The sequence below is a fragment of the Tenacibaculum pelagium genome (assembly GCF_014062345.1).
Classification (GTDB): Bacteria; Bacteroidota; Bacteroidia; order Flavobacteriales; family Flavobacteriaceae; genus Polaribacter; species Polaribacter pelagius.
This window is the reverse complement of record NZ_JACGLS010000003.1, coordinates 89258-116257: the sequence shown is the minus strand read 5'-3', so window position 1 is coordinate 116257 and position 27000 is coordinate 89258. Positions and strand designations below refer to the sequence as shown.

Genomic DNA, 27000 nt, shown 5'->3' with positions numbered 1-27000 from the left:
TGTATGCAACCACTACATATATTACTCCTTATCCTTGCTTATTTCGGTGTATTAATTCTTATTTCTTACCTCACTGGAAAATCAGCAAATAACAACACCTTTTTTAAAGCAGATAATTCATCCCCTTGGTATTTAGTTGCCTTTGGTATGATTGGAGCTTCGCTCTCTGGAGTTACTTTTATTTCGGTTCCAGGTTGGGTAGAAGGACAACAAATGAGCTATATGCAAATGGTACTAGGTTATGTTGTTGGATATGCAATTATAGGTTTAATATTACTCCCACTCTACTATCGACTAAACCTAACGTCTATTTATACCTATTTAGAAGATCGTTTTGGTAGATACTCTTATAAAACAGGAGCTTCATTCTTTCTATTATCAAGAACAATTGGTGCCGCTTTCCGATTATTTTTAGTAGCCGATGTCTTACAAGATATTTTATTCAATGCCTACGGAATACCGTTTTGGTTAACCGTAACCATTACTATTTTACTCATTTGGTTATATACTTTTAAAGGAGGAATTAAAACTATTGTATGGACAGACACATTACAAACTCTATTTATGCTAATTGCTGTAGGAGTTTGTATTGTGATGATTAAAGATGCAATGCAAATAGACAGTTTGTTCTCTTATATTACTGACAATAAACTATCAAAAATGTTCTTTTTTGAAGACATAAAAGCAGGAAGTTATTTTTGGAAACGCTTTTTTGCAGGAGCTTTTATTGCCATTGTAATGACCGGATTAGATCAAGACATGATGCAGAAAAACTTGACCTGTCGTAATTTAAAAGATGCTCAAAAAAACATGTTTTGGTTTACTATCGTATTGGTAATTGTTAACTTTTTCTTTTTAGCTTTAGGAGTTTTATTAACTGACTATGCAGCTATCAATGGAATCGATGCTCATAAAGATAAGCTGTTTTCAAATATTGCTGTATTTGGTGATTTAGGATATGCTACTTCTTTATTTTTTGTTTTAGGCTTAATAGCTGCAGCTTATTCAAGTGCAGATAGCGCTTTAACTTCCTTAACTACTTCGTTTAGTATCGATATTTTAGAAATAGATAAAAAAGACAATGAGCAAGAAAAAGAAAAAACACGAAAAAAAATACACGTGTTATTTTCATTCGTTTTAATAGCAACAATATTATTTTTTAAATATGTTATTGCAGATGATAGTGTAATATCGAATATTTTTAGAGCTGCAAGTTATACTTACGGGCCATTATTAGGCCTCTATGCTTTTGGGTTATTCACCAAATTCAATGTAAAAGACAAATTGGTTCCAATTATCTGTTTGATTTCTCCATTTTTAGCATTTAGCATAAATTATTTAACGAATACTCTTTGGAGTTTTGATTTCGAATTCTTTGTCTTAATCTTAAACGGATTGATAACTTTCATAGGTTTATTAGCCATAAAAACATCTAAAAATGCCTAAAAAGGGAAAAGGAAAAGCAAAAAACACGGTGAATAAAGCGAAACATACTCGCTTGATGAAACAGAAAGAAAACAAACTCCGTTTAGAAAAGCTGCGTAACAAAGAGCGTTTAAAAGCACTCGTAAAAAAAATGAACGAACAAAAGGAAAATGACAGCGAAACAGATAATAGCTAAATTCAATTTAACTGAACACCCTGAAGGCGGTTACTACAAAGAAACTTATAGAAGTAACGGAATCATACAAAATGAACATTTATCTCCAGAATTTGTAGGAGATAGAAATTATGCTACTTGCATTTATTTTTTATTGACTTCTAATAAGTTTTCAGCATTTCATAAAATCAATCAAGATGAAATTTGGCATTTTTATAAAGGAAGCTCCTTAAAATTACATATGATTTCACCAGAAGGAGACTATTCTTTGGTTATAATTGGAAACAATTTAGAACAAGACGAACAACCACAATTTGTAGTGCCTGCTGGTTTTTGGTTTGCAGCAGAAATTTTAAAAGAAAACTCTTATACTTTTACAGGTTGTACCGTAGCTCCTGGGTTCGATTTTAAAGATTTTGTATTACCTAAAAGAAAAGAGTTAATTCAATTATTCCCACAGCATTCAAAAATTATTACGAAGCTTACGCATCATTAAATTCATGTAAATTTAGTTTGATTCTTAATCTAAAAACAAATATCTTTCGCTAACGTTGAATATAAATCATTAAAACGAATTCATATTCTTATCCATTGTAGGCAATATAACGCTCACATTAAAAATTTTAACTAACTTTAAAAAACGGTAAATTATGAAAAAGGAAACAATCAAAAAATTATTTAAAAGTGTATTCATTCTCCTCTTTATATTAGGCTGTCAAACTGACAATGGAAAAGAAATTGAACCTGATACTACTGGAATATGGAAAACAAACACCTACTCAGAAAGAGTTACTTTTAAACAACTCCAAAAAGATAATACTTATCTAACTTTAGCTAAAAACTTTAAAACAAACTTAAATAATCAATATTTTAAAAGTGCGAATAATCATGATTTTACAGTAAATAACGATTTTGCTCATAAAATTGAAAAAGAGAACTATACTTCCTATACTTTTAAAGTTAACAGAAGAACAAACGATATAAATACCCAAGAAAACCTCATACTTGAAACCAAAAACGGAATTGAAACTGCCTTTATCTTAAAATATCAATTTCTAGAAAATAGTCTTCAAAATATTGCTGATAAAAATAACGGTGAGGTAAAAGCCAAAGTTTGGATAGAATACTTAGAAAATTATTCTTTAAATAATAAAAGCTTACAGTCTAGAACACAAAATTGCAGATGGGAAACAATAAGTCTAGCTTATTATTGTCATTGTGAAGGACATTCTCCTTGGGAGTCTTGCCAATGTAATCCCCCAGCTGGTTATACGTTACAAAGTGTACAAGTTTGTCAAGATAACACAAGTGGTTCTGATGTAATTTTTTCTCAAAATGACGATGGTGGATTCAATGATGGAGGTGGTGGTAGTGGAGGAAATCCTAGTGGAGCTGGTCCAAATGACGGAGATTCTACCTTAATGACCGAAGATGCTAGTGAATTTCAAAACTATATGTTTAATGAACAAGTTTTTATTGACCAAGATTTTAAAGACAACCCTTGCTTAAAATCCGTATACGATAAAATGGGTAAAGCAACTACCTTCAATAATTATATTAAAAACTTTAATTCAGATATGTCCGTTGCTAATTTAAGATTCACAACAGATAATAATTTTAGTGGAAATGAAGATGCTGATTACCATAATGCAATGGCTATTACGAAACCTCCTTTAGCTAACAATGAAATAAAAATTAAATTTAATACAGACCCTAATACTTCTGGAAACGTCTTAAACAAACCAGATGTATTTAAAGCAGTATCTATGATACATGAATTGATTCATGCTGAAATGTATCGTAAAATGTTAGACACTATGATAACAGCACAAGGAGCTGGAACTACTTTAGATTGGACAGATTTAACCTATACTGAATTTAATCAATATTTAGAAACTTTACAAAACAAGTATTTTGGAATTTGGGATTATTATGTAAGATATGATAATAATGACGATACTCCTGACAACGGACAACATCAAGCGATGGCACAACACTATAGAGAAATCATCAAACAAGCATTAACAAGTTATGACTCAACATTAACAAATACACAAAAAGAAGCCCTTTCTTGGATTGGATTAAACGAAGCTAATATTAAAGCTTGGCAAAACTTAACACAACCACAAAGAGATGCTATCAATCAAACAATTACTCAAATTAAAAATACTTTCCCTAATGGATGCTAAAATTTTTATACTTATTCTTTTTTTCCCAATATTCTGTTTTGGACAAAAAACTAAATATCCCAAGGATACTATCTATATTAAATTTAAAGATACAGTTTTTAATAATCCAAAGATGAAATCAAAATCATCTCATAGTTTTCAAGGAAATAGTGGAATTAAATTTTGGTGGAATAGAAAATGGTTATTTCATAGCTCTCAAAAAAACTCTGACACTTTATGTTATAAACATTTAAAAGAGTATCAATTTTTAAATTTAAAGGAAATAGAGAGTAAAGAGAAAAAATATTATAAAAAGAGATTTGGAGGGAATCCTTGGATTAAAAATAAAAATGGGGTGTTTCATACTTTTTTAATTGAAGTTATTTCAAAGGAAAAATTTGTAATTTACCCTGTAATTTGGAGAAATGAAGGAGTAATCAATTAACATAAAATACTGCCTACAACACGGTATATAAAAAATAGCAGTTAAGAGCTAAACTTAAAGCTTTATTCTTTTCTACTATCTTTCATTTACAAACTGAAAGTAATAGTATTTTCACCCTGCAACTTTCCATATACAAACCCGTTAGCGAAAAAATTTAATTTTAAACATTAAAAAATCCTAATTGAAAACTTTGATTTTTTATCTTTATAAAGTAGCTAACACTGAGTTGATAATTTTTTGATTATAGTCATTTATTTTTCGATGTGTAGGCATCCAGCCCAGTAAAAAACGCATAAAATCGGTACAAGCTATAGGATATAATTTTCTCCACTCTTTTTCTAATTCTAGAAAATCTAAAGAGAATTGATTTGAATCAAATGCTTTATGTAATTCAGAAAAATAATAATCTAATAATTCGGTTTCATAGGTTTCCAGTTCATCGTTTGACAAACAGCTACCTAAGAAATAAGCCACATCTTTTATTCCACAGCCACCACCTACATATTGGAAATCTACCGCTGCTACTTTTCTTCCATCTTCAGAAAAACAAAAGTTTGCCAATTTTGCATCGCCATGTACAATGGTTTGGTATTTACAATTGTTCAATTTAGTATCTATTTCATGTGCTTTTTCTTTAAGTAGAGACGCTTGCATTTGTTGTAACTCATCAGGTCTGGTTTCTAAATTCCAATAAGTTCCAACTTCCCATAATCCGTTGGGCTCTATATTTAAAAATTGAATATGGAAATTTGCTAACCACTCCAAACAGACTTTTACCCCATCTAAAGTAATTTGTGTTTTACGTAGAGGATAATTTGTATTCAGATCTTCTAAGACAATCCATTGTCTATTTCCTTCCGTAAAAGCACCTATTAATTTCGGGACTTTACAAGCCTCCGTACATTGTTCACTCCACAGTTGGTACCAATTCGTCTCTACTTGGTAAGATTTCACTTTGCGTTGGTGTGAAAAATTGGTATTCCAACCTCTTGGGTGATTGGTCGCTTTATTCAAATCAATAAACTTTACCACGACTGTTTTTAATGAAGAATTTTCCAATTCAAACCGAGAAATTCTACCATAACCACTCCATAACAATTGAATTACCTCAATCTCTGTACATGCAGTAGCATTAGTAACTTTTAAAAGGTAATCGATAAAATTAGGATTCATAAATATCAAATAAATGCGTTACGGAAATAATTAAAAGGAATAGTTGAAAGCATCAAAATAAACATAAATAAAAAATCCCAAGCTTAAAAAGCTTAGGATTTCTTTTAAAAATTTTGAAAAACTATTGGTCTATAGAACCTAAAACACGTTTCATAAAATTATTTAACGCTTCTTTTTTAGGTGTACCTTCTTTTATCATTTTGTTTACTTCAATAGCTCCGTACATATTTGATATCAACTCACCTATCACATCTAATTCCTCATCTTTTAAAGAAGGAACCTCTGTTAAGGCTTCTAAAGTTTCTATCGTTTCTAATACGTAGTCTTGATCGTTTTCTTCAATAAAAGAAGTTAAGTGTTTAATAACTGGTAATTTCATATTTATACAACTTCGTTTACCAAGTCTTTCAATACATAAAACTTGTTGGTTTGTACCTGATTAACAAATTTACCATCAACAAAAGTTGCGAAAGTTGGTAAATTACTCACATCTGCTAACTGACGACTTTCTGGAAATTTTTCAGCATCTACTATAACAAAAACCATATTCTCATTTTCAGAAGATAACTTCTTAAACTTAGGTTTCATAATACGACAGTTACCACACCAAGTAGCAGAATATTGCACTACCACTTTTTGATTTCCATTAACTAATTCAGCTAAATTATCTTGACTTAATTCTTGTACCATAGTTTATATTCTTTTCGAAAGGAGCTCGTGCTCGACCCCTTCAATTGCCTCACACGAACTTATACCCTTTCTTAATTTTATTCTTAGTTTACCGCTAAATACTCAGCAGTAGCTTTTGCATTAGGTTGCATTGCAGTTTTACCTTCTTCCCAGTTTGCAGGACAAACTTCTCCGTTTGTTTGTACGTGAGCATAAGCATCAATTAAACGTAAAAATTCGTTTACGTTACGACCAACTGGCATATGGTTAATTCCTTCATGGAATACTGTACCTTCTTCATCAATTAAATAAGTAGCTCTATAAGTTACATTATCTCCTTCAACTTGAATAGTTTGAGTTGCTTCATCAAAAGTTTCGTTAGCAATATCTAAAATACCTAAGATTGAAGATAAATTACGGTTGCTATCTGCTAATAAAGGATAAGTTACTCCTTCAATTCCACCATTATCTTTAGATTGGTTTAACCAAGCAAAGTGCACTTCAGGAGTATCACATGAAGCTCCAATTACCATAGTGTTTCTTTTTTCAAACTCACCTAAAGCTGCTTGAAAAGCATGTAATTCAGTAGGACAAACGAAAGTAAAATCTTTTGGGTACCAAAACAATAATACTTTTTTGTTATTGTTTGCTGCTTCTTCTAATACATTTACTTTAAATGTATCTCCCATTTCGTTCATTGCGTCAACGCTTAAATTTGGAAATTTCTTACCAACTAATGTAGCCATCTTATATTTTTTATTAATTAATATTTTTTCAGCTGCAAATGTATCTTGTTTATTACTTCTAGAAATACAAAAACAAAAATATTTTCTTATCCTGTAATAGAAAATACCAATACTCCCAGATATTAATCATAACCACAGCAAACACATCAAAACAACACACTCATAATCAAATAAATAAACATAAATACGGAATCACACATAATAAAAAACTATATCAAAATAAAAAATATAGATAAAAATTATTGATTGATTTGTTGTAAATTTGAGGAGCAACAACCTAAAAAACAACAAATTATGGATAACACAAATGCACACGCATCAGGAGATGTTTCTAAGTGCCCTTTTATGGGAGGAACTCAAAAAGAAGCTGCTGGCGGAGGAACTAGAAATAGAGATTGGTGGCCAAACGAACTAAAACTAAATATTCTTAGACAAAATGCTATAAAATCAGACCCTATGGGAAGTGATTTTAATTATGCTGAAGCTTTTAACAGTATTAATTATAAAGAGCTAAAAAAAGACCTAGTTAATTTAATGACTGACTCACAAGATTGGTGGCCTGCAGACTATGGTCATTACGGCGGATTAATGATTCGTATGGCTTGGCATAGTGCAGGAACTTATCGTGTTGGTGATGGACGTGGAGGTGCAGGAACAGGAACGCATCGATTTGCTCCTTTAAATAGTTGGCCTGATAATGGTAATTTAGATAAAGCTCGTTTATTATTATGGCCGATTAAAAAGAAATATGGAAACAAAATTTCTTGGGCAGATTTAATGATTCTTGCTGGTAACTGTGCTTTAGAATCTATGGGATTCAAAACCTTTGGTTTTGCTGGAGGTCGTGAAGATGTGTGGGAACCAGAACAAGATATATATTGGGGAAGTGAATCAGAGTGGTTAGGAAATGAAGAGCGTTATGAAGATGGAAATTTAGAAAGTGATTTAGGTGCTGTACACATGGGACTTATTTATGTAAATCCAGAGGGTCCGAATGGTAATCCAGATCCATTGGCTTCTGGACATGATATTAGAGAAACCTTTGGTCGTATGGCAATGAATGATGAAGAGACTGTGGCTTTAGTTGCTGGTGGGCATACTTTTGGAAAAGCTCACGGAGCTGCTAATCCAGATACTTATGTGGGTATAGAACCTGCTGGGGCTTCAATTGAAGAAATGAGTACAGGGTGGAAGAACACTTATAAATCTGGAGTTTTAGATGATGCTATTACAAGTGGTATTGAAGGAGCTTGGACTCCAAACCCAACGCAATGGGATCACGATTATTTTGATGTATTATTGGATTACGACTGGGAATTAACTAAAAGTCCAGCCGGTGCACATCAATGGACTCCAACTGCTGCTTCCAATGCACGAATGGCTCCTAAAGCTGGAGATCCTAACGGAAAACAAGCGTTAATGATGACCACTGCAGATATGGCTTTAAAAATGGATCCAGCTTATTTAGAAATCTCAAAACGTTTTCACAAAGATCATAAAGCTTTTGAAGATGCTTTTGCAAGAGCATGGTATAAATTAACACATCGTGACATGGGACCTGTTGCTTTGTATTTAGGACCAGAAGTTCCTAATGAAGAGCAAATTTGGCAGGATCCTATTCCAAAAGGAAATACACTTTCTGATGCAGAAGTAGCAACCTTAAAAACGAACATTCAAAATTCAGGATTAAGCATTTCACAACTAGTAACAACTGCTTGGGCATCTGCTTCTACTTTTAGGGGTTCAGACAAGCGTGGTGGTGCTAATGGGGGACGTATTCGATTAGCTCCTCAAAAAAATTGGGAGGTAAACAATCCTAATGAATTAGCTAAAGTTTTAAACGTTTATAATGGTATTCAAAAAGATTTTAGCGGCAATGTTTCTATCGCCGACCTAATTGTATTAGGTGGTTCTGTTGGTATTGAAGAAGCTGCAAAAAATGCAGGGCATACCCTAATTGTTCCTTTTACCTCTGGTAGAGGCGATGCTTCTCAAGAACAAACTGATATTACATCTTTTAACTATTTAACACCTAGAGCAGATGGGTTTAGAAATTTCTTAAAAGAAGACTTAAATGTTGCTGCTGAAGAATTATTAGTAGACAAAGCAAACTTATTAACGCTTTCTATTCCAGAAATGACTGTTTTAGTTGGAGGACTTAGAGTTTTAGGAGCAAACTACGATGATTCAAACAATGGAGTTTTTACAGAAAGTGTAGGTACACTTTCAAATGATTTCTTCACGAATATTCTTGATTTTTCAATTACATGGAAAGTAGCTTCATCTAGCGATAAAGAATTTATTGGTAGAGACCGAAAAACAGGAGCCATGAAATTTTCTGCTACAAGAGCCGATCTTATTTTTGGCTCTAATACTGAATTAAGAGCGATTGCAGAAGTATACGGTGCAGATGACGCTAAAGAAAAATTTGTGAATGACTTTATTGCTGCATGGACAAAAGTAATGAACTTAGATAGGTTTGATTTAAAATAGAGTTTTATTTATTCTACATAAAAAAGGTGATCATATCTGATCACCTTTTCTTTTTATCAAGTCTTATATTTACTTACTTGCAAATAACTTTACATCATTTTCAGAAACTTCTTTTTCTCCTAAAATAATTAATCGTTCCACAACATTACGTAGTTCACGAATATTCCCTGTCCAATCATACTCTTGTAGTAATTTAATTGCCTTATCAGAAAATTCTTTTTTAGGCATTCCTTGCTCTTTCGAAATTTTATCAGCAAAGAAACTTACTAATAACGGAATGTCTTCTCGTCTATCATTCAACGCAGGAACTTTAATTAAAATAACTGCTAAACGATGGTATAAATCTTCACGGAAACGACCTTCAGCTATTTCCTTTTTTAAATCTTTATTTGTAGCCGCAACTACACGAACATTTACTTTAATATCTTTATCAGATCCTACTCGTTGAATACGATTTTCTTGTAATGCACGTAACACTTTTGCTTGAGCTGACAAACTCATATCTCCGATTTCATCCAAGAAAATAGTTCCACCATTAGCAGCCTCAAATTTACCAGCACGGTCTTTATTTGCCCCAGTAAACGAACCTTTAACATGACCAAACAATTCACTCTCAATCAATTCTGCAGGAATAGCCGCACAGTTAACTTCAATCATTTGTCCTTTAGAACGATCAGATTTTTCATGTAACCAATGTGCTACTAATTCTTTTCCTGTTCCGTTTGGTCCAGTTATTAAAACGCGAGCATCTGTTGCGGCAACTTTTTCGATGATTTCTTTAATGTGCGTAATCGCATCACTCTCACCAATCATCTCATAATTTTTGCTAACCTTCTTTTTTAAGCGCTTGTTTTCTACAACCAACTCTTTACGGTCTAACGCGTTACGAACTGTATTTAATAAACGATTTAAATCTGGTGGTTTTGATATATAATCAAACGCACCTAGGCGCATTGTATTCACAGCAGTATCTAGATCTCCGTGACCAGAAATCATGACCATTGGAGTTTCAGGCTTTATTTTCTTAGCTTTTTCTAATACCTCAACACCATCCATCTTTGGCATCTTAATATCACAAAGTACTAAATCGTAATCTTTATCTTTTATCATTTCAATTCCTGCCAATCCATCTTCTGCCTCTTCAACTTCGTAAGAACTGTTTTCTTCTGAAATAATTTTTTTTAAAACTCTACGGATAGCCGCTTCGTCTTCTATAATTAATATTTTTGACATTCTTTTCTAAATTTATTTTCTAAAGATAAACAATAACCGTTCCATCAAAACTTATTCTTTAATAATACGCATATCTCTTTGAGGAAATGGAATTGTTATATCATACTCTCTAAATAGTTCGTCTATTTTAAATCTAATTTCACTTTGTGGTATTAATGCTTGAAAACTGTCATTTAAAGTAAAAATTAACTTGAATTCTAAAGCACTATCTCCAAAGTTTTCAAAAATTACCAAAGGTGCAGGATGTTGAAAAACTTTTGGATGTTCATTCGCTGCTTTTAACAACAAACTCTTTACCAATTGCACATCGCTACCATAAGCAACACCAACACTCACACTTTCGCGAGTTGTAGTTCCATTCTGCGTCCAATTATATAAACTGTTAGATAAATATTTATGATTTGGTATTACCAGTACTTTATTATCTATCGTTACAGCACGAGTAGTTCGTAACTTTATTTCTTCTACCCTACCTACTTTTCCATCTAACTCTATAATATCACCAACATGAACACTCTGATCAACAATAATAAAAATACCCGATATTATATCTTGAAAAAAGGTTTGCAAAGCCAAACCAACACCAATTAACAAAGCTGCGGATGCTGCAAATATTGCAGTTACATTAACTCCTGAAGAATTTAATGTTGTTAAAAATATGATTATATAGATTAACCATCTAGAAAAAGAAAACACCGTATCAAACTTGTTTTTATCTTCTTTCTCTAATCGTTTTACCACTAATCTTTTAAAAAGATTCAATAAAACGGAAGCAAGAATCAATACAATGATTAAAACCAAAACAGCTTTAACACTTATACCAATATCTTTATTAAAATGAAATGTATAATTAAGTATTTTATTGAGTTTTTCCACAAAAATATATTTATGGTAAATATATAGTTTTACTAAAAAAAAGCAGCTATCTTTTTATGATAACTGCTTTTTAAAATTTTAATTTTTATCCGTTATAACGAATCCATTTCCATAAATCTTTATAAGTTGGTTTTTTACCATACATTAAAATACCTACTCTATAAATCTTCGCAGCCAACCAAACAATCACAACAAATGTAGCTACTAACAATAGCATAGAAATTGCAATTTCCCACCAAGCTACTCCAAAAGGAATACGCATTAGCATTACTATAGGCGACGTAAATGGTATATATGAAAAGATTACTGATACTGGTCCATGAGGGTCGTTAATTACTGTTGCAAAACCAACATATACTCCCAAAATTAATGGTAACATAACCGGAAGCATAAATTGCTGTGTATCGGTTTCATTGTCAACTGCAGCACCAACTGCGGCAAATAGTGAACTGTACAACATATAACCTCCTAAGAAGTAAAATATAAACAATAAGAACATTTTTAACAACGGTAATCTAAAGATTTCTTGTAAAATCATTTCACCTTTACTACCTGCTGCTTGTTGCATCGCTTCCATTTGCTCTGGAGATACTTTTGCTGATTGCATTTCCATCATATCAATTCCAAATATTGATGAAGCAATTAAACTAAACACAAAGAATAAAATTCCCCAAATAAAGAATTGTAATAATCCTGCAGATGCATTACCAATAATTTTACCTAACATTAACTGGAAAGGTTTTACTGACGATACAATTACTTCAATAATTCTACTGGTTTTCTCTTCAATAACACTTCTCATCACAGAATTCCCATAAATCATTACAAACATCATTAACAAATATCCTGCTAATAATCCTATTCCTATTTTTAAAGCATTAATTAATTTTGACGTTTTTTCTCCTGAGAAATTATACATTTTAATATCAGAAGATATTTTTGATGCTTTAATATGTGCTAAATCAATTCCGAATTTTGTTAGCTTTTCATTTCGTAATTTTTTCTCAATTTTGTTTTCTAAACTTCCCATAACTGATAAGCTTGGAGAATCTTTTGAGAAAAATTCAATTGAGTTTGCTAATACTTCTAAGCTATCTTGCTTTGGGATAAATAAAGCCCCGTAATAATCTCCTTCTTCTACTTTCTTTTTAGAGTCTTCAATCCCTAAAGCTGTAAAGTCTTCATATTTCACTGTTTTTGAATCTTTAAAAACATCTTTAGAAAACATTCCAGATTCATCAACATATACTATTTTCTTTACCTTTTCATCGTTCTTTTTCATTAAGAAAAAAACCAATGCTCCCATACCAATCATTAACAGCGGACTTAAAAAAGTCATTACTATAAACGATTTATTTCTAACCTTAGCAATAAACTCGCGCTCTATAATTAATTTTAATCTGCTCATCGCTTAACTGTTTTTATTTACTGCCTGAATAAAAATATCGTTGGCACTTGGTATTAATTCTACAAAATGTTGTACTTGCCCTTGACTGGTTAAAAATGATAATAAATCATTTGCTGTATTACCTTCTGTTAATTTTACGTTTAACTTCAAACCTTCATTTAACAATCTAAAATCTGCTGGTAATACCTTAAAATTCTCTTTTAACTTTGCTTCAACCTCTTTTCCATTAGAAGTATTTAAACCAACTTGAAAAGTATTTGTTCTAAATTCTTTTTTAATATCATCTAATTTTCCATCTAATATTTTATTAGATTTATCAATTAAAGCGATGTAGTCACACATTTCTTCTACAGACTCCATACGATGTGTAGAAAAAATAATCGTAGCTCCTTCGTCTCTTAATTGTAATATTTCTTTTGCAATTAATTGTGCGTTTATTGGATCAAAACCAGAAAAAGGCTCATCAAAAATTAATAATTTAGGCTGATGCAATACAGTAACAATAAATTGCACTTTTTGTGCCATTCCTTTAGAAAGCTCTTCAATTTTCTTTCCCCACCAAGCACCTATATCAAATTTATCAAACCAATATTTTAATCTTTTTTTAGCCTCAGACTTACTTAAACCTTTTAACTGCGCTAAGTATAAAGCTTGCTCACCTACCTTCATTGATTTATACAATCCTCGCTCTTCTGGTAAATACCCAATATGCTCTATATGGTGTGGTGCTAACTTTTCTCCATCTAAAATTATCTCACCTGCATCAGGCATTGTAATTTGATTGATTATTCTAATAAGCGAAGTTTTTCCTGCACCGTTAGGACCTAACAAACCAAAAACACTTCCTTTTGGTATATGCATCGAAACATTATTTAATGCAGTATAATCGCCATAACGCTTAACTACATTATTAATTTCTAATAAATTATTCATAGATTTTATAGTTGATTAATTGCCGTTTGTCAAAAATCAGCAATGACAAACTTACATATTTTTATATTTATTAGTACATAGTTCATACTAAACGTTACAGTTTAATTTTAAGTTAAATTTACTATGCACGCATAACTTTTTTGCAAAATACTATGCACGCATAATAAATTTTTATATCTTTGGCATCAGATGGATAAAAACAAATCAATAGATCATCAATTAAGAGCCACTTGGCAGGCTGTTGCTAAAATGTACAACGAACAAGCTGCAAAGCATGATAGTACTATGGCAACTGCATTTGTATTATTGAATATCGATTTTGAAAATGGAACTCCTTCAACTGCTTTAGGTCCTTTAATGGGAATGGAACCTACAAGTCTTTCTCGCTTATTAAAAACAATGGAAGACAAAGGTGTAATATGTAGAGAGAAGAACCCAAATGATGGTAGAAGTGTAATTATAAAATTGACTGACTATGGTAAAGAGATGCGTGAAGTATCGAAAGGTCATGTGTATCAATTCAATAATAAAGTAAGAAATTATATTACTGAAGAAGAATTAGAAACCTTCTTTAAAGTAACCACAACAATAAACAAACTTATTGCAGATAAGTTGGTATACGATGATGATATCAACAAAGAAGCTGTATAAAACAAATCAACAAACAAATGACAAGAAGAATTAAAAAAGTAGCAATTATTGGTTCTGGTATTATGGGATCTGGTATTGCATGTCATTTTGCTAACATTGGCGTTGAAGTTTTGCTTTTGGACATCGTTCCAAGAGAATTAAACGACAAAGAGAAAGCAAAAGGATTAACGTTAGAAGACAAAGCTGTTCGTAATCGTTTGGTTAATGATGCACTTACTGCTTCTTTAAAATCGAAACCATCACCTATCTACAAAAAAGAGTTCGCTAATAGAATTACTACTGGTAACTTAGAAGATGATATTGCTAAAGTAACCGATGTAGATTGGATTATGGAAGTTGTTGTAGAACGATTAGATATTAAAAAAATCGTTTTCGAAAAATTAGAGAAATACCGTACTCCTGGTACTATTATTTCTTCTAACACTTCTGGTATTCCTATCAAATTTATGAACGAAGGAAGAAGTGAAGATTTCCAAAAGCACTTTGCGGTAACTCACTTTTTTAACCCACCTCGTTACTTAAAATTATTTGAAGTTGTTCCTGGACCAAACTGTAAGCAAGAAGTAACTGACTTCTTAATGGATTACGGTTCTAAATTCTTAGGAAAAACTTCAGTATTAGCAAAAGATACTCCTGCTTTTATTGGGAATAGAATTGGAATCTTTGGAATTCAGTCATTATTCCACCAAGTAAAAGAATTAGGTTTAACTATTGAAGAAGTAGATAAATTAACAGGTCCAGTAATTGGCCGTCCTAAATCGGCAACTTTCCGTACGGTAGATGTTGTAGGATTAGATACTTTAGTACACGTTGCTAACGGTATTTACGAAAACTGTCCTAACGACGAAGCACACGATTTATTCAAATTACCAGATTTCATCAACACTATGATGGAAAACAAATGGTTAGGTAGTAAAACAAAGCAAGGATTCTACAAGAAATCAGTAAACACTGAAGGAAAGAAAGAAATCTTATCGTTAGATTTAGACACGATGGAATATCGTACTAAAAAACGTGCTAAGTTTGCTACATTAGAGTTAACAAAAACTATTGACAAACCAATTGATCGTTTTAAAGTATTAGTTGGTGGAAAAGATAAAGCGGGAGAATTCTACCGTAAAAACTTCGCAGCAATGTTTGCGTATGTTCAAAATAGAATTCCAGAAATTTCTGACGATTTATATAAAATTGATGATGCCATGAAAGCTGGTTTCGGATGGGAAAATGGACCTTTCGAAATTTGGGATGCTGTAGGTGTAGAAAAGGGTATCGAATTAATGAAAGCTGAAGGAAAAGAACCAGCTGCTTGGGTTACTGAAATGCTAGCAAAAGGATCTAAATCTTTCTATTCTGTTAAAGACGGAGCAACCTATTATTATGATGTTCCAGCAAAAGCACAAACAAAAAAACCAGGTCAAGATTCATTTATCATCTTAGATAATATTCGTAAAACTACTGAGGTATTTAAAAACTCTGGAGTTGTTATTGAAGATTTAGGTGATGGAATCTTAAACTGTGAATTCCAATCTAAAATGAACACTATTGGTGGCGATGTTTTAGCGGGATTAAATAAAGCAGTTGATTTAGCTGAAAAAGATTTCCAAGGATTAGTAATTGGTAACCAAGGAGCAAACTTCTCGGTTGGTGCTAATATCGGAATGATTTTTATGATGGCTGTAGAGCAAGAATATGACGAGTTAAACATGGCTATCAAGTATTTCCAAGATACAATGATGCGTATGCGTTACTCTGCAATTCCTACAGTTGCTGCTCCTCATGGAATGGCTTTAGGTGGTGGATGTGAATTATCATTACACTCAGATAAAGTTGTTGCTGCTGCTGAAACTTATATGGGATTAGTAGAATTTGGAGTTGGAGTTATCCCTGGTGGAGGTGGTTCTAAAGAAATGGCATTACGTGCTTCTGATACTTTCCGTAAAGGAGATGTTCAATTAAACGTATTGCAAGAATACTTCTTAACTATTGGTATGGCTAAAGTTGGTACTTCTGCTTACGAAGCTTTCGACTTAGGTTTATTAGAAAAAGGTAAAGATGTAGTTGTTGTAAACAGAGAACGTCAAATTGCTGAAGCTAAGAAACACGCATTGTTAATGGCAGAAGCTGGTTATACACAACCTGCTACTCGTAAAGACGATGTATTAGTTCTTGGTAAACAAGCTTTAGGTGCGTTTATGGTAGCAACCGATTCTATGCACGCGAGTAGATTTATTTCTGAACACGATCAGAAAATTGCAAACAAATTAGCCTATGTAATGGCTGGTGGAGATTTATCAGAACCAACAAAAGTTTCTGAACAGTATTTATTAAACCTTGAGCGTGAAGCATTCTTAAGCTTAGCTACAGAACGTAAAACGTTAGAGCGTATTCAGCACATGTTAAAAACTGGTAAACCATTAAGAAACTAAAAGATGAAAACAGCATATATAGTAAAAGGATATAGAACTGCCGTAGCAAAGTCTAAAAGAGGTGCGTTCAGATTTAAAAGAGCTGATGAGTTAGCTGCCGAAACTATCGCATACATGATGGAGCAGTTACCAGAGTTCGACAAAAGTCGTATTGACGATGTAATCGTTGGTAATGCAATGCCAGAAGGATCTCAAGGATTAAATATGGCACGTTTAATCTCTTTAATGGGATTAAAAACCGAAGATGTACCTGGTGTAACGGTTAACCGTTTTTGTTCTTCAGGAATAGAAACTTTAAGTATGGCAGTTGCTAAAATTCAATCAGGAATGGCTGAATGTATTATTGCAGGTGGAGCTGAGAGTATGAGTTCTGTACCAATGACAGGATTTAAACCAGAATTAAACTACGATACAGTTGCTGCTGGTCATGCAGATTATTACTGGGGAATGGGAAATACAGCTGAGGAAGTTGCTCAGAAATACAACATTTCTCGTGAAGATCAAGATGAGTTTGCATTACAATCGCATTTAAAAGCTTTAAAAGCTTTAGAAGAAAATCGTTTTCAAGATCAAATAGTACCTATTAAAGTTGAAGAAACTTATGTAGATGCTAAAGGAAAACGTGCAACAAGAGAATATACAGTTACAAAAGATGAAGGGCCTCGTAAAGGATCTAACATTGCAGGTTTACAACGTTTAAAACCAGTATTTGCTGCTGGTGGTAGTGTTACTGCTGGTAACTCATCGCAAACAAGTGATGGTGCTGCGTTTTTAATGGTAATGAGCGAAGATATGGTTAAGGAATTAAACATTAAACCAATTGCTCGTATGGTAAGTTATGCTGCTGCTGGTGTTCCGCCTAGAATTATGGGAATCGGACCTGTAGCTGCTATCCCAAAAGCATTAAAACAAGCAGGATTAAAACAAGAAGATATTAGCTTAATTGAATTGAATGAAGCATTTGCTTCTCAATCATTAGCTGTAATTAGAGAATTAGGATTAGATGCTGATATCATTAACGTAAATGGTGGAGCAATTGCATTAGGACACCCGCTAGGATGTACTGGAGCTAAATTATCAGTTCAGTTATTCGACGAAATGCGCAAGCGCAATATGCAAGGAAAATACGGTATGGTAACCATGTGTGTAGGTACAGGTCAAGGTGCTGCAGGTATTTTCGAATTCTTAAACTAACAAAAAAATAACAAAATGGCAGATTTATTAAGAGGAGGTCAATTCCTTGTAAAAGAAACAAAGTGTGAAGATGTTTTTACTCCAGAAGATTTTTCTGAAGAGCAAAATATGATGAAGGATGCGGTTATGGAATTTAACGACCGTGAAATCATTCCTCATAAAGAACGTTTTGAAAAGAAAGATTATGCTTTAACTGAAGAAACGATGCGTAAAGCTGGTGAATTAGGTTTCTTAGGTGTTTCAGTTCCTGAAGCTTATGGTGGATTAGGAATGGGATTCGTTTCTACCATGTTAACTTGTGATTATATTTCAAGCGGAACAGGTTCTTTTAGTACTGCTTTCGGTGCGCATACAGGTATTGGTACTATGCCAATTACTTTATACGGTACCGAAGAACAAAAACAAAAATTCGTTCCTGCTTTAGCCATGGGTGAACGTTTTGGAGCATACTGTTTAACAGAGCCAGGAGCTGGATCGGATGCAAATTCTGGTAAAACCACTGCTGAATTAACTGAAGACGGAAAGCATTATAAAATTAACGGACAAAAAATGTGGATTTCGAATGCAGGTTTTGCTGAAATCTTTATCGTTTTTGCTCGTATTGGTGATGATAAAAACATTACTGGATTCATTTTAGAATACGATAAAAACAACCCTAACGGAGTAACTTTAGGCGAAGAAGAACACAAATTAGGTATTCGTGCATCATCTACGCGTCAGGTATTCTTTAGCGATACTTTAGTACCAGTAGAAAATATGTTATCTGTTCGTGGTGGTGGATTTAAAATCGCTATGAATGCATTAAACGTAGGTCGTATTAAATTAGCTGCTGCTTGTTTAGATTCTCAAAGAAGAGTTATTTCTTACGCTACACAATACGCAACAGAGCGTAAGCAATTTAAAACTCCTATTGCTGAGTTTGGTGCTATTAAAATGAAATTAGCTGAAATGGCTACCAATGCGTATGTAGGTGAATCTGCATCGTATAGAGCGGCTAAAAATATTGAAGATCGTATTGCTATTCGTGAATCTGAAGGAAGTTCTCATCAAGATGCTGAATTAAAAGGTGTTGAAGAATATGCTATCGAATGTTCTATCTTAAAAGTTGCTGTTTCTGAAGACGTACAATCTTGTGCTGATGAAGGAATCCAAATTTTTGGAGGAATGGGATTCTCTGAAGAAACTCCAATGGAGTCTGCTTGGAGAGATGCTCGTATTGCTCGTATTTACGAAGGAACTAACGAAATTAACCGTTTATTATCGGTTGGTATGTTAGTTAAGAAAGCAATGAAAGGTCACGTTGATTTATTAAACCCTGCTATGGCAGTTGGTGAAGAATTAATGGGAATTCCTTCTTTCGACACTCCAGATTATTCTGAGTTATTTGCTGAAGAAAAAGAGATTATTGGAAAATTAAAGAAAGTATTCTTAATGGTAGCTGGTGCCGCTATTCAAAAATTCGGAACAGAATTAGAGCAACACCAACAATTATTAACGGCTGCATCTAACATATTAATTGAAACATATATGGCAGAATCTGCTATTTTAAGAACTGAAAAGAACGCAAAGCGTTTTGGTGAAGATTCTCAAAAAGAACAGATTGCTATGGCGAAATTATACTTATACAACGCTGTTGAAATTATTACCAAAAACGGTAGAGAAGGAATTATTTCTTTCGCCGAAGGTGATGAGCAACGTATGATGTTAATGGGGCTTAAACGTTTTACAAAATACGCAAACTACCCTAATGTAGTTGAGTTACGTAATACTATTGCAGAGAAATTAAAAGCAGAAAATAAATACTGCTTCTAATCCTCTTAGAGGAATTAAGTAAAATATAGTTTGTGATTAACTAATGATAAAAGTTAATTACTGATTTAAAATCTTCTATAAACTTTATAGGTTTTAGAATTTAGTTGTTTGTTTAAAAGATCGTCAAATTAGTTTTTGGCGGTCTTTTTTCTTTACTAATTATTAAACAACTAATTCTTATATATTAAAATTACCTATTTATAGGTATGCACCCAACCTGAATCTACAATTAATTTAGTAACAATAAAAAACACTAATAAGTTACTTAAAACTTATCGACGTATTATTATATCGTTATAATACTAATATAGAAGTATAAAAACGTAAAACATTTGTATATAAACAAGTTAGCTGTAATTAAAACACCTACTAATGGGTATAAAATCGAAAAAAATCAACTTATACCTTTATAATCGTAAAAACAATTTATAACCTTAAAACTATTTAAAATGTCAAACAGAGTAACATTTATGAAAAATGGCAGAAGTTGTACTATAACGATAGCCAACGAAAGTCCAGACCAATTTTGTACAACTGATTACACAATTCGTGTTTACGATAAGGATGACGAAAGATGGGAACATCACGCAAGAACTTCGATAAGAGTTGCACCAAATACAGTTCATACCCAAGGATATCATAAATGGTCAGCAACTGACTGGCAACATACTGTTTTAGGTAATTATTGTCAGAGGAAAGAAGATAAAGCTATTGAATTAAATACAATTGACACCCCTAAAGGGAAAGCTATAATTGACTTTTTTGATAATGAAGAAATTAATGAAGAATCTTTAACCAATGTTAGATGTAGTGGAAGTGCCTGTTCCAAAATCCAAACAAGATTTAAAAATTATCAAAACAGACTGAATTGGGAATTTGAAGTTACGAATACAAGTGACAAGCAAGTTGATGTCAAAATAGTTTGGGTTGATTTTTTAGGTGGCACAGGTCAAAGTAGGAATATTACCTTAAACCCTTTTGAAAGTCAAACACATAAACCAACTCAACCGAATAGACATATAATTAGTGTAATGAGAATCGAAGCTAACTACTAAAAATAACTACAGCTAACACCGTTGGCAATAATTATGAAATTAACTTACAAAATAATATTAATCTTATTTATTTTTCATTTTTTTTCATGCTCGGCTATGAAATATAATTTTAAAAGAAAATCTGATTTAATATCAATTAGTATTCTAAATTCAATAAAAAATAAAGAAAAATGGGAAAATAATTTTTTAAAGCAACTTTTTGAAAATTGTGAAATCAAAAGAACAAACCCTTATCCTTATCTTGTTAGAAAACATGATTTTAAAAAGTATTTTTCAGTTTTTTTAATCCCTGCAAACAAAATAGCTTATAATGACTTATTCTCCGTATTAGAAAGACATAATTATAATTGCTGGAAAAATGATAACAATGAGTTTAAAACTAACTTAAAAAAAATTACAAATGAAAAATCAAAAATAAGGATAAACACGTTGATTCCTGAAAAATTTAACGAATTTAATTTGAAATTAACTAATATTTTAGGTAAACCAAATAAAACTGTTTATCATAACTTTTCTAAATATGATGTTTGGTTTTTTAATGGTTATAAAATTGAAATAAGCCAGTTAAGAACAACTTTTTATATAACACTAAAAAATAATTGAGATAAGAAACCTTTAATAAATAAACTAGATAATTATGAAAAAAGTAAGTGAAATGGTAATTGATGACGTGAAAGTTATTTTAAACATTGATGGAAAAGAGGTGGAAGCAATTCCTGCAACAGAAGAAGAATTAAGAGAATTAGAGACAGAAGGGATTGCCGCTGGTTGTAACTGTGGTGTACAGGTATGTCATAGAGGTTATGTTTGGGTTTGTCGATTTAGAAGACCAAATTGCTATTGGTATAAGACTAGAGTTAGATGTAATGGATAATTAACTACCGTCAACACCATATAAAAATATTGCTAGTATAAGCCAATTTACGAAAGTTCTTACGGATTTTCAGTTTGGTGTGTACTTGCGAAGTTAGGTGCTAAACCACAAAACTAATCATACCACTAAAACGTTAAAAACAAAAAGCTCCCTTTTGGGAGCTTTTTATATATAATTTATAGCATTATTGCTGTCTATTCTATAGCTCCTAAATAACGTTCAGCATCTAAAGCTGCCATACACCCTGTACCTGCTGCTGTAACTGCTTGACGGTATTCTTTATCTTGAATATCTCCAGCTGCAAAAACCCCTGGCAAATTAGTTTTAGTAGACTTTCCTTTTGTAATTAAATATCCAACTTCGTCCATATCTAAAACACCTTTAAATAAATCTGAATTTGGTTTATGCCCAATCGCGATAAAAGCACCAGTAACGGCGATTTCTTTTTTATCACCAGATTGATTATTTACTACACGTACTCCCTCAACTACATTTTCTCCTAAAACCTCATCTAATTCAGTATTATACAACACTTCAATATTTTCAGTTTTATTTACACGGTGTTGCATTGCTTTTGAAGCACGCATGTAATCTTTACGTACTAACATTGTAACTTTATTACAAATATTTGCTAAGTATGTAGCTTCTTCTGCAGCTGTATCACCTGCACCAACAACGATAACATCTTGTCCTTTATAGAAAAAACCGTCACAAGTAGCACAAGCCGAAACTCCACCACCAATTAAGCGTTGTTCGCTCTCTAAGCCTAAATATTTAGCCGTTGCTCCGGTAGAAATAATTACCGTTTCAGCCTCAATTTCTACAGACTCGTCAACTATTATTTTATGAATACCACCTACTTCAGTACTTAAATCAACTTTAGTAACCATTCCAAAACGCACATCTGTACCAAAACGTTCAGCTTGTTTTTGTAAATCGTTCATCATTGCAGTTCCATCAGTTCCGTTTGGATACCCCGGATAGTTATCAACCTCAGTTGTTGTTGTTAACTGCCCTCCCATTTGCATTCCTGTATACATAACTGGTTTCATATCAGCTCTTGCTGCATAAATTGCTGCAGTATATCCTGCTGGTCCTGAACCAATAATCAAACATTTAATTTTTTCTGCCATTGTCTAAAATTTTGAAGTTACAAATGTAATTTTTTTTTATCTCTATTACATTTTTTTGACATTTATTTTGATTATTAGACGATAAGGAATAATTATCTTACGACCTGTTTATTTTTTTTCTCTTTTTTGTTTGCAGATTGAGTATTTTTTATACATTTGCAGTCCGGTAATTATTCGGGGTGTAGCGTAGCCCGGTTATCGCGCCGCGTTTGGGACGCGGAGGTCGCAGGTTCGAATCCTGCCACCCCGACTAAAAAGACTTAAGAGCAATCTTAAGTCTTTTTTATTTTTACAAACTCTTAGCTTTTTTACTCTTTAATATTTTATGTAAATTCGTATTTATGGAATTACTTTTTTTAGGTTTAGCAGGTGGAGCAGTAATCTCTTACTTCGTTTTTCAAAAATTTTCTTCAGTAAGTAAAAAGAGTTTAACCGAAAAACAGTCGGTTGTATTATTAGATAAAATTAAAAAAGTATCTAAATTAATTACTGTTGAAGGTGAGTTTGCTGAAATTTATCATCATGAAAACACCAAAGAAAAATTTTTAGGTTTAGTTACCAGTAAAAAGAAAGCTATTATTTTAATTAATGCTAAAGTGCATATTGGTTTCGATTTTAGAAAAATTAAAATGGAAGCTAATTCTAAAAACAAAACTTTAGTACTATCTGAATTTCCAAAGCCAGAAGTTTTTTCCGTAGAACCAAACTTGCGTTTTTACGACATCCAAAACGGATTATTAAATAAGTTTAGTTCTGAAGATTTAACAGAGGTTAATAAAGAAGCTAAGGAACATATTTTACAGAAAATCCCAGAAAGTAACTTAATGCAAACTGCAAACAAGGAAGCTATAGAAGCAATTACTTTGATGCAAAACTTAGTGGAAACCATTGGATGGAAATTAGATTTCTCCGCTTTAGAATTACCTACAACAACTTCAAACTTATTGAATGAATGATACATATATCAACCGATAAATCGAAACTACAAATAGAGGTCATACATTCATTTTTAACCAAATCGTATTGGGCGAAAGGAAGAACTATCACAGAAGTAGAAAATACAATTAAAAACTGCTTATGTTTTGGAGTTTATAAAAATAATGTTCAAATAGGTTTTGGAAGAGTTGCTACCGATTACACTGTCTTTGCTTACCTTATGGATATCTTTATTGTACCAGAGCAACGTGGTAATAGATATTCTAAACAATTAATAAATACCATAATAAACCATAAAGAACTACAAAAATGTACTACTTGGATGTTAAAAACTAATGATGCTCACGGTTTATACAAACAATATGGTTTTTCTGAATTGAAACACCCAGAAAAAGTTATGGAACGAATTTTAAAGTAATTTAGTTATGCATATTGAACAACTAAGAGATTATTGTATTTCAAAAAAAGGAGTTACAGAACATTTTCCTTTTGATGACAATACGTTAGTTTTTAAAGTGATGAACAAAATGTTTGCGTTAACTGGTATAGATAGCTGGGAAAAAGACGAGGCAAAAGTCAACTTAAAGTGTGACCCTGAAAGAGCTTTAGAGTTGAGAGGAGAATACGAAAGTATTAATCCTGGTTGGCATATGAACAAAAAACACTGGAACACCGTTACTTTAAACAACGATGTTTCTGACGAATTTGCTTTTGAGTTAATTGATCATTCTTATGATTTAATTGTAAAAAGCTTAACTAAAAAATTACGCGAAGAGCTTCTTAACTTATAATATATGATAAAGAAAGAACTTCGTAAATTATATAAACAAAAAAGAAAAGAATTAACAGATACTGAGATTGAAAAACTTCAACAAAGTATCTACGCTCAAGTTTTTAAAACTGATTTTTCTAACTCAGAAAACATTCACATTTTCCTTCCTATAGAAAAACAAAAAGAAATTGACACCTACCCTATTATCAATTTTCTAAAATCAATTAACAAAACTATCATCATAAGTAAAAGTGATTTTTCAACCAATACCCTACAACATTTTATTTTTGATGAATCAACAAAATTAGAAACTAATAGTTATGGAATTCCTGAGCCAATAAATGCTACACTAATAGATACAAAAGAAATCGACTTAGTATTTGTTCCCTTATTAATTTCCGACAAAAAAAACTACAGAGTTGGATATGGAAAAGGCTTTTATGATCGTTTTTTATCAGAATGCAAAACCAATATAAAAACCATTGGGCTTAATTTTTTCATACCAATTAATTTAATTAAAGACACCAATGAATTTGATATTCCATTAGATAAAATTATCTATCCAAAATAAAAAATCCCACTTAGTAGCGGGATTTTTTTATTTATGTAAATTCTATAAACTATCCATTCATAGAAATTAAAAACTCATCGTTATTTTTAGACGTTCTAATTCTATCATTAATAAAACTCATTGCTTCAACAGGATTCATATCTGCTAAATATTTACGTAATACCCACATACGCTGTACTGTTTTATCATCTAATAATAAATCATCACGACGTGTACTAGATTTAATTAAATCGATTGCTGGGTAAATTCTACGGTTAGATATATTACGATCTAATTGTAATTCCATGTTACCAGTACCTTTGAATTCCTCAAAGATTACCTCATCCATTTTAGAACCTGTTTCAGTTAACGCTGTTGCAATGATTGTTAACGACCCTCCGTTTTCAATATTACGAGCAGCACCAAAGAAACGCTTCGGTTTATGTAATGCATTTGCATCAATACCACCCGATAAAATTTTACCTGAAGCAGGTGCAACTGTGTTATATGCTCTTGCCAAACGCGTAATAGAATCTAAAAGAATTACAACATCATGACCACATTCTACCAAACGCTTTGCTTTCTCTAAAACAATGTTTGCAACACGTACATGTTTATCTGCTGGCTCATCAAAAGTAGAGGCAACTACTTCTCCACGCACATTACGCTTCATATCAGTAACCTCCTCAGGACGCTCATCAATTAATAAAACAATTTGATACACTTCAGGATGATTCGCTGCAATTGCATTAGCAACATCCTTTAATAACATTGTTTTACCCGTTTTAGGCTGTGCTACAATCATACCACGTTGCCCTTTTCCTATCGGAGAAAAAATATCAATAATTCTGGTTGATAAAGAACTACCTCTTTCTGCTAAATTGAATTTTTCTTCAGCAAATAAAGGTGTTAAGTGCTCAAAAGAAACACGATCGCGAACAATATTTGGGCTTAATCCATTTATTTTTGACACTCTAATTAAAGGAAAATATTTCTCACCTTCTTTTGGTGGACGAACATTACCTAAAACTGTATCTCCAGTTTTTAAACCAAATAACTTTATTTGAGATTGTGATACATAAATATCATCTGGTGATGATAAATAGTTATAATCAGAAGAACGTAAGAAACCATATCCATCAGGCATCATTTCTAATACTCCTTCACTTTCAATAATACCGTCAAACTCAAAATCAGGATCGCGATATTTATTACTACTCTTATTACCTTTACCTACGTTTTGGTTCTTATGCTGAGGCTTATTCCCTCTATTATTTTGATTTTTATTATGCTGTGGCTTCTTAGGTCCAAGTTGCTCCTTTTTTGCCTCAGGTTTTCTATCAACAGGATTTTTATCTTCCGTTTTATGCTCTTCAGATTTATTTTCTACTGGCTTTCTCTCAACTCTTTTTCTGTCAACTGGCTTTCTATCTGTAGGTTTTCTATCCTCGATTTTATTTTCTGCCGATTTTCTCTCTACATTTTTCTTTTCTTCTCTTACAGCTTCTTCTTTCTTTACTGGCTGAGGAGCTTTAGTTACTTCAGTTGTTTCAGTTTTAGAAATTCTTTTTCTTTTTGACTTTTCTGCTTTAGGCTTAGCTTCAGCTTTACTAGCACTAGCTTCAGCTTGTGCATCTAATATTTTATAAACTAAATCAAGTTTTTTTAACTGACTCGTTTTTTGTAACCCTATGCTTTTAGCGATAGTTTGTAAATCAGTTAATTTTTTAGCTTTTAACTCCGAAATTTCGAACATTCGTAATATAATTAAGTTATCTTATTCTTAATAGTGAAGAATATAATTGTATTAAGTTTAATTTTGATGTATTGTTAATTAGGGTATAAATAACAAT

General features: G+C 32.2%; 27 protein-coding genes and 1 tRNA gene. 18 read left to right on the top strand and 10 right to left on the bottom strand.

Annotated elements, in window-relative coordinates:
- Window positions 1-3: 3 nt before the first annotated feature.
- From H3Z83_RS07565 to H3Z83_RS07545, 5 genes are all read left to right on the top strand, one after another.
- Window positions 4-1446: a sodium:solute symporter gene (locus H3Z83_RS07565; RefSeq protein ID WP_182124875.1), complete on the top strand. Its 1443-nt coding sequence runs from the start codon at window positions 4-6 to the stop codon at window positions 1444-1446.
- Window positions 1439-1621, top strand: a complete 183-nt coding sequence (locus tag H3Z83_RS07560) for a hypothetical protein (RefSeq protein ID WP_182124874.1) — start codon at window positions 1439-1441, stop codon at window positions 1619-1621. The genes H3Z83_RS07565 and H3Z83_RS07560 overlap by 8 nt, the downstream gene beginning before the upstream one ends.
- On the top strand, window positions 1596-2096 hold the full coding sequence (locus H3Z83_RS07555) for a cupin domain-containing protein (protein ID WP_182124873.1): 501 nt from the start codon (window positions 1596-1598) through the stop codon (window positions 2094-2096). Before H3Z83_RS07560 ends, H3Z83_RS07555 begins: the two co-directional genes overlap by 26 nt.
- 154 nt (window positions 2097-2250) lie before the next feature.
- Window positions 2251-3789: a hypothetical protein gene (locus tag H3Z83_RS07550; RefSeq protein WP_182124872.1), complete on the top strand. Its 1539-nt coding sequence runs from the start codon at window positions 2251-2253 to the stop codon at window positions 3787-3789.
- A 112-nt stretch (window positions 3790-3901) separates the two neighbouring features.
- Entirely contained in the window at window positions 3902-4213 is a 312-nt protein-coding gene (locus H3Z83_RS07545) for a hypothetical protein (protein WP_182124871.1), read from the top strand.
- Between the two features lie 204 nt (window positions 4214-4417).
- Here H3Z83_RS07545 and H3Z83_RS07540 read toward each other — a convergent pair whose 3' ends face one another.
- From H3Z83_RS07540 to H3Z83_RS07525, 4 genes are all read right to left on the bottom strand, one after another.
- Window positions 4418-5386, bottom strand: coding sequence for an oxidoreductase family protein (locus H3Z83_RS07540; protein ID WP_182124870.1), 969 nt, complete (start codon window positions 5384-5386; stop codon window positions 4418-4420).
- 121 nt (window positions 5387-5507) lie between these two features.
- Window positions 5508-5765 (bottom strand): DUF6952 family protein, encoded by a 258-nt coding sequence (locus tag H3Z83_RS07535; protein WP_182124869.1) that lies wholly within the window; start codon window positions 5763-5765, stop codon window positions 5508-5510.
- A gap of 2 nt (window positions 5766-5767) precedes the next feature.
- Window positions 5768-6076 (bottom strand): thioredoxin family protein, encoded by a 309-nt coding sequence (locus H3Z83_RS07530; RefSeq protein WP_182124868.1) that lies wholly within the window; start codon window positions 6074-6076, stop codon window positions 5768-5770.
- Between the two features lie 83 nt (window positions 6077-6159).
- Entirely contained in the window at window positions 6160-6801 is a 642-nt protein-coding gene (locus H3Z83_RS07525; protein ID WP_182124867.1) for a peroxiredoxin, read from the bottom strand.
- A 294-nt stretch (window positions 6802-7095) separates the two neighbouring features.
- Between H3Z83_RS07525 and katG the strand changes: the two genes are divergently transcribed.
- Window positions 7096-9294: a catalase/peroxidase HPI gene (gene katG / locus H3Z83_RS07520; protein WP_182124866.1), complete on the top strand. Its 2199-nt coding sequence runs from the start codon at window positions 7096-7098 to the stop codon at window positions 9292-9294.
- Window positions 9295-9363: 69 nt separating this feature from the next.
- Here katG and H3Z83_RS07515 read toward each other — a convergent pair whose 3' ends face one another.
- The 4 genes from H3Z83_RS07515 to H3Z83_RS07500 form a co-directional block, all read right to left on the bottom strand.
- Complete coding sequence (locus H3Z83_RS07515; RefSeq protein WP_182124865.1) at window positions 9364-10527, bottom strand: sigma-54-dependent transcriptional regulator; 1164 nt, start codon at window positions 10525-10527, stop codon at window positions 9364-9366.
- A gap of 51 nt (window positions 10528-10578) precedes the next feature.
- Complete coding sequence (locus tag H3Z83_RS07510) at window positions 10579-11403, bottom strand: mechanosensitive ion channel family protein (protein WP_317167221.1); 825 nt, start codon at window positions 11401-11403, stop codon at window positions 10579-10581.
- 85 nt (window positions 11404-11488) lie between these two features.
- Complete coding sequence (locus H3Z83_RS07505) at window positions 11489-12811, bottom strand: ABC transporter permease (protein ID WP_182124864.1); 1323 nt, start codon at window positions 12809-12811, stop codon at window positions 11489-11491.
- Between the two features lie 3 nt (window positions 12812-12814).
- A complete protein-coding gene (locus H3Z83_RS07500; protein ID WP_182124863.1) occupies window positions 12815-13744 on the bottom strand; it encodes an ABC transporter ATP-binding protein in 930 nt (309 codons plus the stop codon).
- Between the two features lie 189 nt (window positions 13745-13933).
- Here H3Z83_RS07500 and H3Z83_RS07495 point away from each other — a divergent pair, with 189 nt between their 5' ends.
- From H3Z83_RS07495 to H3Z83_RS07465, 7 genes are all read left to right on the top strand, one after another.
- Window positions 13934-14395, top strand: coding sequence for a MarR family winged helix-turn-helix transcriptional regulator (locus H3Z83_RS07495; protein ID WP_182124862.1), 462 nt, complete (start codon window positions 13934-13936; stop codon window positions 14393-14395).
- Between the two features lie 17 nt (window positions 14396-14412).
- Window positions 14413-16821, top strand: a complete 2409-nt coding sequence (locus tag H3Z83_RS07490; protein WP_182124861.1) for a 3-hydroxyacyl-CoA dehydrogenase/enoyl-CoA hydratase family protein — start codon at window positions 14413-14415, stop codon at window positions 16819-16821.
- 3 nt (window positions 16822-16824) lie between these two features.
- A complete protein-coding gene (locus tag H3Z83_RS07485; protein ID WP_182124860.1) occupies window positions 16825-18015 on the top strand; it encodes an acetyl-CoA C-acyltransferase in 1191 nt (396 codons plus the stop codon).
- Between the two features lie 15 nt (window positions 18016-18030).
- Complete coding sequence (locus H3Z83_RS07480; RefSeq protein WP_182124859.1) at window positions 18031-19827, top strand: acyl-CoA dehydrogenase family protein; 1797 nt, start codon at window positions 18031-18033, stop codon at window positions 19825-19827.
- 449 nt (window positions 19828-20276) lie between these two features.
- Complete coding sequence (locus tag H3Z83_RS07475; RefSeq protein ID WP_182124858.1) at window positions 20277-20882, top strand: hypothetical protein; 606 nt, start codon at window positions 20277-20279, stop codon at window positions 20880-20882.
- A gap of 96 nt (window positions 20883-20978) precedes the next feature.
- Complete coding sequence (locus H3Z83_RS07470; RefSeq protein ID WP_182124857.1) at window positions 20979-21485, top strand: hypothetical protein; 507 nt, start codon at window positions 20979-20981, stop codon at window positions 21483-21485.
- Between the two features lie 34 nt (window positions 21486-21519).
- A complete protein-coding gene (locus tag H3Z83_RS07465) occupies window positions 21520-21756 on the top strand; it encodes a hypothetical protein (protein WP_182124856.1) in 237 nt (78 codons plus the stop codon).
- 194 nt (window positions 21757-21950) lie between these two features.
- On the opposite strand, the gene trxB is transcribed toward H3Z83_RS07465, so the two are convergent.
- The gene (gene trxB / locus H3Z83_RS07460; protein WP_182124855.1) at window positions 21951-22889 is read right to left on the bottom strand and encodes a thioredoxin-disulfide reductase; all 939 of its coding nucleotides are present in this window, start codon (window positions 22887-22889) and stop codon (window positions 21951-21953) included.
- A gap of 175 nt (window positions 22890-23064) precedes the next feature.
- Between trxB and H3Z83_RS07455 the strand changes: the two genes are divergently transcribed.
- The 5 genes from H3Z83_RS07455 (at window position 23065) to H3Z83_RS07435 (ending at window position 25168) form a co-directional block, all read left to right on the top strand.
- Window positions 23065-23139 (top strand) — tRNA-Pro (locus tag H3Z83_RS07455).
- 91 nt (window positions 23140-23230) lie between these two features.
- Window positions 23231-23845: a DUF4230 domain-containing protein gene (locus tag H3Z83_RS07450; RefSeq protein WP_182124854.1), complete on the top strand. Its 615-nt coding sequence runs from the start codon at window positions 23231-23233 to the stop codon at window positions 23843-23845.
- The gene (locus tag H3Z83_RS07445) at window positions 23842-24243 is read left to right on the top strand and encodes a GNAT family N-acetyltransferase (protein ID WP_182124853.1); all 402 of its coding nucleotides are present in this window, start codon (window positions 23842-23844) and stop codon (window positions 24241-24243) included. Before H3Z83_RS07450 ends, H3Z83_RS07445 begins: the two co-directional genes overlap by 4 nt.
- A gap of 7 nt (window positions 24244-24250) precedes the next feature.
- Window positions 24251-24616 carry an MmcQ/YjbR family DNA-binding protein gene (locus tag H3Z83_RS07440; RefSeq protein ID WP_182124852.1) on the top strand — a complete coding sequence of 122 codons (366 nt, stop codon included), beginning with the start codon at window positions 24251-24253 and terminating at the stop codon, window positions 24614-24616.
- 3 nt (window positions 24617-24619) lie between these two features.
- Window positions 24620-25168, top strand: a complete 549-nt coding sequence (locus H3Z83_RS07435; protein ID WP_182124851.1) for a 5-formyltetrahydrofolate cyclo-ligase — start codon at window positions 24620-24622, stop codon at window positions 25166-25168.
- Between the two features lie 49 nt (window positions 25169-25217).
- Here the strand turns inward: H3Z83_RS07435 and rho are convergent, their stop codons facing one another.
- The gene (gene rho / locus H3Z83_RS07430) at window positions 25218-26903 is read right to left on the bottom strand and encodes a transcription termination factor Rho (RefSeq protein ID WP_182124850.1); all 1686 of its coding nucleotides are present in this window, start codon (window positions 26901-26903) and stop codon (window positions 25218-25220) included.
- Between the last annotated feature and the right edge of the window lie 97 nt (window positions 26904-27000).

Coding starts and splice junctions, on each gene's coding strand:
- H3Z83_RS07565 (WP_182124875.1), top strand. CDS start 4: ATGCAACCACTACATATATTACTCCTTATCCTTGCTTATTTCGGTGTA.
- H3Z83_RS07560 (WP_182124874.1), top strand. CDS start 1,439: ATGCCTAAAAAGGGAAAAGGAAAAGCAAAAAACACGGTGAATAAAGCG.
- H3Z83_RS07555 (WP_182124873.1), top strand. CDS start 1,596: ATGACAGCGAAACAGATAATAGCTAAATTCAATTTAACTGAACACCCT.
- H3Z83_RS07550 (WP_182124872.1), top strand. CDS start 2,251: ATGAAAAAGGAAACAATCAAAAAATTATTTAAAAGTGTATTCATTCTC.
- H3Z83_RS07545 (WP_182124871.1), top strand. CDS start 3,902: ATGAAATCAAAATCATCTCATAGTTTTCAAGGAAATAGTGGAATTAAA.
- H3Z83_RS07540 (WP_182124870.1), bottom strand. CDS start 5,386: ATGAATCCTAATTTTATCGATTACCTTTTAAAAGTTACTAATGCTACT.
- H3Z83_RS07535 (WP_182124869.1), bottom strand. CDS start 5,765: ATGAAATTACCAGTTATTAAACACTTAACTTCTTTTATTGAAGAAAAC.
- H3Z83_RS07530 (WP_182124868.1), bottom strand. CDS start 6,076: ATGGTACAAGAATTAAGTCAAGATAATTTAGCTGAATTAGTTAATGGA.
- H3Z83_RS07525 (WP_182124867.1), bottom strand. CDS start 6,801: ATGGCTACATTAGTTGGTAAGAAATTTCCAAATTTAAGCGTTGACGCA.
- katG (WP_182124866.1), top strand. CDS start 7,096: ATGGATAACACAAATGCACACGCATCAGGAGATGTTTCTAAGTGCCCT.
- H3Z83_RS07515 (WP_182124865.1), bottom strand. CDS start 10,527: ATGTCAAAAATATTAATTATAGAAGACGAAGCGGCTATCCGTAGAGTT.
- H3Z83_RS07505 (WP_182124864.1), bottom strand. CDS start 12,811: ATGAGCAGATTAAAATTAATTATAGAGCGCGAGTTTATTGCTAAGGTT.
- H3Z83_RS07500 (WP_182124863.1), bottom strand. CDS start 13,744: ATGAATAATTTATTAGAAATTAATAATGTAGTTAAGCGTTATGGCGAT.
- H3Z83_RS07495 (WP_182124862.1), top strand. CDS start 13,934: ATGGATAAAAACAAATCAATAGATCATCAATTAAGAGCCACTTGGCAG.
- H3Z83_RS07490 (WP_182124861.1), top strand. CDS start 14,413: ATGACAAGAAGAATTAAAAAAGTAGCAATTATTGGTTCTGGTATTATG.
- H3Z83_RS07485 (WP_182124860.1), top strand. CDS start 16,825: ATGAAAACAGCATATATAGTAAAAGGATATAGAACTGCCGTAGCAAAG.
- H3Z83_RS07480 (WP_182124859.1), top strand. CDS start 18,031: ATGGCAGATTTATTAAGAGGAGGTCAATTCCTTGTAAAAGAAACAAAG.
- H3Z83_RS07475 (WP_182124858.1), top strand. CDS start 20,277: ATGTCAAACAGAGTAACATTTATGAAAAATGGCAGAAGTTGTACTATA.
- H3Z83_RS07470 (WP_182124857.1), top strand. CDS start 20,979: ATGAAATATAATTTTAAAAGAAAATCTGATTTAATATCAATTAGTATT.
- H3Z83_RS07465 (WP_182124856.1), top strand. CDS start 21,520: ATGAAAAAAGTAAGTGAAATGGTAATTGATGACGTGAAAGTTATTTTA.
- trxB (WP_182124855.1), bottom strand. CDS start 22,889: ATGGCAGAAAAAATTAAATGTTTGATTATTGGTTCAGGACCAGCAGGA.
- H3Z83_RS07450 (WP_182124854.1), top strand. CDS start 23,231: ATGGAATTACTTTTTTTAGGTTTAGCAGGTGGAGCAGTAATCTCTTAC.
- H3Z83_RS07445 (WP_182124853.1), top strand. CDS start 23,842: ATGATACATATATCAACCGATAAATCGAAACTACAAATAGAGGTCATA.
- H3Z83_RS07440 (WP_182124852.1), top strand. CDS start 24,251: ATGCATATTGAACAACTAAGAGATTATTGTATTTCAAAAAAAGGAGTT.
- H3Z83_RS07435 (WP_182124851.1), top strand. CDS start 24,620: ATGATAAAGAAAGAACTTCGTAAATTATATAAACAAAAAAGAAAAGAA.
- rho (WP_182124850.1), bottom strand. CDS start 26,903: ATGTTCGAAATTTCGGAGTTAAAAGCTAAAAAATTAACTGATTTACAA.